Annotated in this window: 7 protein-coding genes; all 7 read right to left on the bottom strand. The window is 65.1% G+C overall.

All coding sequences use genetic code 11. The features are described from left to right. Nucleotides 1–521: 521 nt before the first annotated feature. Nucleotides 522–1,628, bottom strand: coding sequence for a branched-chain amino acid ABC transporter permease (locus FHG66_RS20910; RefSeq protein WP_139079086.1), 1,107 nt, complete (start codon nucleotides 1,626–1,628; stop codon nucleotides 522–524). 1 nt (nucleotide 1,629) lies between these two features. Continuing rightward, entirely contained in the window at nucleotides 1,630–2,493 is an 864-nt protein-coding gene (locus FHG66_RS20905; protein ID WP_139079085.1) for a branched-chain amino acid ABC transporter permease, read from the bottom strand. Between the two features lie 37 nt (nucleotides 2,494–2,530). Continuing rightward, complete coding sequence (locus FHG66_RS20900) at nucleotides 2,531–3,238, bottom strand: ABC transporter ATP-binding protein (protein WP_139079084.1); 708 nt, start codon at nucleotides 3,236–3,238, stop codon at nucleotides 2,531–2,533. After that, nucleotides 3,238–3,957, bottom strand: a complete 720-nt coding sequence (locus tag FHG66_RS20895; protein WP_139079083.1) for an ABC transporter ATP-binding protein — start codon at nucleotides 3,955–3,957, stop codon at nucleotides 3,238–3,240. Before FHG66_RS20895 ends, FHG66_RS20900 begins: the two co-directional genes overlap by 1 nt. Nucleotides 3,958–4,499: 542 nt before the next feature. Next, complete coding sequence (locus FHG66_RS20890) at nucleotides 4,500–5,081, bottom strand: cytochrome c (protein WP_139079082.1); 582 nt, start codon at nucleotides 5,079–5,081, stop codon at nucleotides 4,500–4,502. A gap of 190 nt (nucleotides 5,082–5,271) precedes the next feature. Next, nucleotides 5,272–5,847 carry a DUF6644 family protein gene (locus FHG66_RS20885; protein WP_176556387.1) on the bottom strand — a complete coding sequence of 192 codons (576 nt, stop codon included), beginning with the start codon at nucleotides 5,845–5,847 and terminating at the stop codon, nucleotides 5,272–5,274. 14 nt (nucleotides 5,848–5,861) lie between these two features. Further along, complete coding sequence (locus tag FHG66_RS20880) at nucleotides 5,862–6,383, bottom strand: DUF6644 family protein (RefSeq protein ID WP_139079081.1); 522 nt, start codon at nucleotides 6,381–6,383, stop codon at nucleotides 5,862–5,864. Between the last annotated feature and the right edge of the window lie 172 nt (nucleotides 6,384–6,555).

The following is a 6,555-nucleotide window of genomic DNA, read 5'->3' as shown; positions in this document are numbered from 1 at the left end:
CCACCAAGCCCTGGGCCAAGGCAGCCTCCCCCAGCCCACAAACCCCGCCCCCTCCGAAGGATAACATGGGCCGGTGAGAGCGGAAGGGTGGTCCGCGCCGATTGCTGTAGAGCGGCGCACGCAACTGGTTCATGGGTCGGACGGACGGGTCACGGCGACGTTGAAGGAGGGGACCAGGTGTGGAGCCCCGTCCCGTTACTCCGGCGATTCCCTCTTAGCAGGGTTGGAGAGAACGCGATTGCCTTCTTGCCTCGGTCAGGCCGACAACGAAGCTCTGATTGGGACATGTCTTGCCGGAGCATGAGCCAGGCCATCTGGATGCTGTGCAGAGGACTCAGGGGATGGCTTCGCTGCGCTGGCAGATCCAGGGCTGATCGGGTCCAGTCCGCTCGGAATGAAGCAGTCTGGCTCCACATCCTGTTCAGGGTCGATATGGACCGCATCGGACAGCCCTAAATCCCGATCAGCCCTTCTGTCATCGAGGGCAAGAGAACGATCGGGATGGCTGCGCTACTCTGGCGTCAGGATCCCGCTCCTCCTCGGGACCCTACAGACATCGCACGGGCTTCGGCGCTGGAGAGGCCGGACTCCATCAGACGCCGCCGCGTGGGAAAGAGTTGAAGGCCGGTGCGGTCCGCGATGAGGCCCCAAAGGCCACTTGGGCTGAAGAGCATCACGGCGATGGCGATGACCCCGAGCAGCAGCAGGTACCACGTCCCGTAGTCGGACAGCAGCGACTGAAGCCCAAACAGCACCAGGACGCCCAGGATGGGACCTTCGATGGTGCCGATCCCGCCGATCACGACGATGAAGATGACGTAGGCGGTCCAGTCGGTCACCGAGAAGGCCGCATCGGGCGAGATGCGGGCCGTCTGGAGATAGATCAGCGCCCCGCAGACGCCCGTGCCGAAGGCTGCCGCGAGGAAGACGAACCACTTGATGCGCCGCGCATCCACGCCGACCGAGCGGGCCGCCGTGATGTTGTCCCGGACGGCCGCCAGCGCCAAGCCCTGCTTGGACCGGAGGAGCAGGTAGATCCCGCCGACCGTGACTGTCACCAGCAGAAGGGCCAGCCAATAGGCGAGGACATCCTGGGCCGCGCTGGACCGCATGTTGAAGGTTCGCTCGATCCAGGCGACGCCCCATGTGGCACCCCGGGCCTCGCGGGGGAGGGAGGTGCCGGTGCCTCCGCCCAGGGCCTTCCACTGGGTGACAAGGAGCCGAGTGACTTCGGCCACCACCCAGGTGCCGATGGCGAAGTACGCACCCTGGAGCCGGAACGCGAAAAAGGCCGTCGGAACCGCCAGCAGGAGCGCCGCGACCCCACCGAACAGGATGGCCGGGAGAAGGTTAACCCCGCTCAGGATCGCCGTGGCGAACAGGGTATAGGCGCCGATGCCGACGAAGGCCTGCTGGCCGACCGAGACGAGCCCGCCGTAGCCCGCCAGCAGGTTCCAGATCTGGGCCAGCGTCAGCATGGTGAAGATGTAGAAAAGGTCCTGAAGAAGGCCGCGTCCGGCGAAGAGCGGCAGGAGGACGGCCACGACCAGCAGCACGACGGCGAGGGCGCCCGCCGTCAGCGAGGCACGGGTGCGGGTCTGGACGATGTAGGAGGCCGAGGTTGCCATGTCAGTCCACCGCCCTGGGGAAGAGGCCGCGCGGGCGAACGAGGAGGATGAGCAGGAAGGCGATGTGCCCCGCAAGGATCTGCCACTCGGGGTTGATCGCCGCGCCCATCGTCTGCGCCACGCCGATGATCACGCCGCCAGCCAGCGTGCCCCAAAGGCTGCCCAGGCCGCCAATGATGACGGCCTCGAAGGCATAGAGCAGGCGGGCCGGTCCGATCGAAGGGTCGAAGTTGGCCCTCATCCCCAGGAACAGGGCGGCCAGGGTCACCACGAGCATGGCGATGGCGGTCGTCAGGGCGAAGATCGATCGGGGCTCGATCCCCATGAGGCCTGCCGTGACCGCGTCGTCGGATGTGGCCCGGAACGCCCGGCCGATGCGCGTGCGGTAGAACAGATGGTTCAAGGCGAGGATGGTGAAGATTGCCGCCAGAAACGTCATGAGGGGCAGGATGCCGACCGAGATCGGCCCCAGGCTGATGGAGGCCGTCTCGATCTGGCCCCCTTGGAGGCGTCGGCTGTCGGCGCTGAAGGCCTCGAGCAGGCCGTTCTGGATGGCGATGCTGAGGCCGAACGTCACCAGAAGCGGTGGCAGGATGTCCTCTCCGAGCGTTCGGTTCAGAATGAAGCGCTGGAGCGCCCAGCCAAGTCCGAACATGACCGGCGCGGCCAGGATGGCGGCCAGGAACGGGTGCAGGGAGAGAGTCCCGACGATCGTGAGGATCAGGAACGCCGCAAGGACGATAAGGTCGCCATGCGCCAGGTTCACCAGTCGCATGATGCCGAAGATCAGGGACAGCCCGGCTGCGAACAGCGCGTAAAGGCCGCCTAGAAGGATGCCTTGCACCAGGGTGTCCAACCAGATCATGGACGTGCCCCCAGAGCGGATGCGACGGAAAGACGGGTCATGCGGCGGCTCCGAAATAGGCGTCATGGATGGCGTCGCGGCTCAGCGTGGCGGGAGTGCCATCGAGAGTGATGCGACCCTCCATCATGCAGTAGACCCGGTCGGCCACTCGCAGTGCCTGACCCACGTCCTGCTCGACGACGACGATCGAGGCGCCGGCCTCCTTGATGCGGGGAATGGCCGCATAGATGTCCTTTATGACGATGGGGGCGAGGCCGAGGCTGATCTCATCGCACAGCAGGATGCGCGGATTGGACATGAGCGCCCGTCCAATGGCCACCATCTGCTGCTGTCCGCCGGAGAGTGCCGTGCCAGGGCTCCTGCGCCGCTCTCGAAGGATGGGGAAGAGCTCGTAGATCGAGTCCAGGTTCCAGTAGCCTTGGCCAGCCCTCCCATAGGCGCCGATCAGGAGGTTCTCCTCGACGCTGAGTGACGGAAACAGCCTTCGCCCTTCGGGCACCATCGCGACGCCCAAGGCCATGATCCGGCTTGAGGGGAGGGCCCCGATGGGCTGCCCGTCGAAGATGCAGGCCTCGGGGTCGTTGCGGAGCACCCCGGAGATGGAGCGGAGCAGCGTGGACTTGCCCGCGCCATTCGCGCCGATGATGGCGACGGTTTCGCCAACCGCAACTGTGACGTCGACGCCAAACAGGGCCTGGAAGTCGCCGTAGAAGGCGGTGAGGCCGCGGGTTTCCAGCAGCGCCATCAGATGTCGATCCCCAGGTAGATCTCGCGCACTTCGCGGCTTTCCATGATCTCGCGCGGATGACCGATGGCGATCACCCGCCCGAAGTCCAGTACCAGTAGCCGCGAGACGACGGAGTTCAGCGCATGGAGCACATGCTCGATCCAGACGATGGTCACCCCCTCGGCGCGGATGCTCTGGATCGTCTCGACCAGTGCGGCGCATTCGCCCTCCGTCAGGCCACCTGCGATTTCGTCGAGAAGAAGAAGGCGAGGATTGGTGGCGAGCGCGCGGGCCAGTTCGAGACGCTTACGGTCGAGGAGACGCAGCTTGCTGGCCGGTACGTTGGCCTTGGCCATCATGCCGGTGCGCTCCAGCACTTCGGCGCATCGATCTGTGACCTCGCGCTCGGATCGGCCTTGGCCGTAGGTCGCTGCAACCACCAGATTCTCGAAAACCGTGAGTCCCCCGAACGGCTGGGGGATCTGAAAGGATCGGCCCACCCCCATCAGGCAGCGCGCCATGGCCGAAGTCCGGGTGACGTCTCGGCCCATCAGTTCGACACGCCCGGAGTCGGGCTTGAGGTTGCCGGTGATGAGATTGAACAGGGTCGATTTCCCCGCACCGTTAGGACCGATGATGCCGAGCGCCTCTCCTTCGGTCACGTCGAAGGTAATCCCGTCGGCCACCTTGAGGGCGCCGAAGCTCTTCGAGACATTCTGAAGCGCAAGGATGGTCATGAGGCGATCCGTTCTGGGGCCGACAGGCCGCAAGCGACCGCGCTGAAGCGTCGTGTAGCGATCGACATGGGCCGGGTGGGCCGGCGGTCGGTCGTTTGGGGACTCCTTGAGGCCGACGATGCCTGTGAGATGACCTCATCTGCGGCGGCATGAGGTACGAGGCGCGCAAAACCACCCCAGGCCACGTCGTCGCCGGCTCGGACGTGGGTTGCCATGGCGTTCTTGAGGGTGGTGACTCCGGCCACAGGCCTTTTTCCTCCCGATCCTTCACAGCGAGACTGCCTACCTCGGTTCGGTCCATGCAAGTGGAAAGTTCGCATGACGCCATGTGTGCGATATATGAACTTTTCACTCCTGGGTTCCGGGCGGCCTGGCCCGGCGCAAGTCACGTCCATCAGAGCCATGGCCGAGCGGATCCTGTCCGTTTCCACCACATCGCTCGCAGCTCTCCGTTCCTGAGCCCGCGACCGAGGCGGGCCGATCTGCCGGACGCTGCATGATGCAGGCCGGGTCCGATGACCGTTGTTCGCTCTGCGGCCGCTCTAGTCTGCCGAACCCCCGAATTCGAACAGCGCCTCGTCCAACGGCCCCGCTCCGGCCATCCCTTCAAAAGGATCATACTCCAGGAACTCCGTATGGCATGCGGTGCAGATCGTCTCGAGCTCCTCGAACCGTGCGAAGAGCGCAGCTCGATCCGGCGCAAGCATCAGTGTCTCGGCGGCGGCAAGGGCATTGGCCGAGATCACCTCGAAGCGGTCGCGCTCCTCCCAGATGGCGGGAGAGGCATGGGTCGTGACACCGGGAAGCTGATGCGGCCCGGTCCCCTCTGGAAACAGCAGCGGCACCGACCTCATCAAGGCCGCAATCACCTCGGCGTCTTCGACGAGCCTGACGAAAGTCGCTTCGTCGGCGGTCTGTGCCTCGAGGTCGATCCGCACGCCGAGTTCCTGCATCGCGGCCATGAGCGATTGGCGCGTATCCACATAGGCCTCTGGGCCTGTCGGATCCGCAGTTCGCTTGGGCGCTATGGAAATCGTGGGCGCCAGCTCCTGTGCTACGAGGCCCGCGCCCGAACCGAGCCCGAGTACGAGAATGACTTTGCAGATGGCTGATCTCAACGGCATGGTGTGCTCCTCCTGATCTACGCGGGCCAGTTGGCTCCGACCCTGGTGCTATCCTTCGGCCTCTGCGCCACCCTCGCCCTAGTCGGTCTGTCCCCAAGCTGTGGGACCAAACCCAGGATCGGTGCCGAGCGGGGAAGCTGTCGTTTGCTGTGAGGACCCGGCCTGGGCCCTTGACGGATCGGGACCGAAGCTAGGCCAAGGCCGTGAACGCCACCTGCAAGAAACTGGCCGAGAAGTCGAAATCCAACTCGACCCCTTCCGGCACTTCGAAGTCATAGCCCTTCGTGAAGCCGATCCACCGTCCGAAGAAGATGACGCTGAGCCACAGAAGGATCGACAGCATCCCGGCGATGCGCCCCGCCATCGGAACGGGTCCCGTGTCCCAATCGGCTGCGCGCCGGGCGGTGAGGACCTCGAAGATGGCCATGTTGAGGCCCGCCAGCACCAGAAGCGCCATCTTGGTGATGAAGGCGGTGTTGCTGACGTAGGTCGTGGCGTTGGCCGCGAACATCAGTGTTCCGGTGACGAGGGCCAGGGCGAAGCCCACCCAGGTCAGCCAGAGCGCCTCGCGCGCGGTCCGGCCGAACGAGCGCATGGTGCTGGGCACGCCCACGAGCCTGAGGTCCACGATCAGGATCGTGCCGAAGAGCAGCGCGATGCCGATGACGTGGACCGCGTTGATGATGGGGAGCACCTTGACCGACGTGCGAAGCCATTCGGCGGCCCCGGAGGTCTCGATGGTCTGAACCAAGCTCATGTAATCCATGTTCTCGCCCCGCTTCAGGCTCGGGTGGCCAGGGACAATCCGCCCCAGACCTCGATGTCGTAAGCGATGGCCCGGCCCAGGAAGATGATGGCCAGCCAGATCACGACGACGGCCACCGCGCCGATGCGCGCGCTGGTCGAAAACGCAGGATCACCGGACGCAAGGGCCGCCCGGGGTCCCAGCGACCTGCGGAACGCCAGGATGCTGGCGACGCCGATCAGGATGAGCGCCATTTTCACCCAGTAGGACAACGAGTAGAACTGGCGCGCCGGCTCGCCGATCGTCAGCAGGAGGCCGGTGATGAGGTTGACGGTCAGCGCGGCCCAGAGCCACGGAGAGAAGCGGTCCAGGACGTCCACGAAGGGCTGATCCATGCGGACGCGACCGAGCATCCTGAGAGCGATCATAAGGACCGACACGAAGACGATGCCGATCATGACGATGTGGATCGTCTGCAGGATGGGGATGATCCAGCCTTCGGTCTGAATGAGCAGGCTGAGAGGCGTGCTCTGCAGCCATTCGGCGAATTGGAGCATGGAGTCCTCCAGATGGCGGGGACGGCTGGCCTGGGTCCCGGCCCATGTGTCCCATGCCATGTCGGCAGTGCACTGGCCCGGGGCCCAAGCCCATGACGTCAGCCCATGTTATCCTTCGGAGGGGGCGGGGTTTGTGGGCTGGGGGAGGCTGCCTTGGCCCAGGGCTTGGTGG

The sequence above is a fragment of the Rubellimicrobium rubrum genome, from assembly GCF_006152115.1.
In the GTDB taxonomy this organism is placed as follows: Bacteria; Pseudomonadota; Alphaproteobacteria; order Rhodobacterales; family Rhodobacteraceae; genus Rubellimicrobium; species Rubellimicrobium rubrum.
This window is presented reverse-complemented; position numbering and strand designations above follow the sequence as displayed.

Excerpts from the sequence above, each read along its gene's own strand:
- FHG66_RS20895 (WP_139079083.1), bottom strand. The coding sequence starts at position 3,957 with ATGACCATCCTTGCGCTTCAGAATGTCTCGAAGAGCTTCGGCGCCCTC.
- FHG66_RS20890 (WP_139079082.1), bottom strand. The coding sequence starts at position 5,081 with ATGCCGTTGAGATCAGCCATCTGCAAAGTCATTCTCGTACTCGGGCTC.
- FHG66_RS20910 (WP_139079086.1), bottom strand. The coding sequence starts at position 1,628 with ATGGCAACCTCGGCCTCCTACATCGTCCAGACCCGCACCCGTGCCTCG.
- FHG66_RS20900 (WP_139079084.1), bottom strand. The coding sequence starts at position 3,238 with ATGGCGCTGCTGGAAACCCGCGGCCTCACCGCCTTCTACGGCGACTTC.
- FHG66_RS20885 (WP_176556387.1), bottom strand. The coding sequence starts at position 5,847 with ATGGATTACATGAGCTTGGTTCAGACCATCGAGACCTCCGGGGCCGCC.
- FHG66_RS20880 (WP_139079081.1), bottom strand. The coding sequence starts at position 6,383 with ATGCTCCAATTCGCCGAATGGCTGCAGAGCACGCCTCTCAGCCTGCTC.
- FHG66_RS20905 (WP_139079085.1), bottom strand. The coding sequence starts at position 2,493 with ATGATCTGGTTGGACACCCTGGTGCAAGGCATCCTTCTAGGCGGCCTT.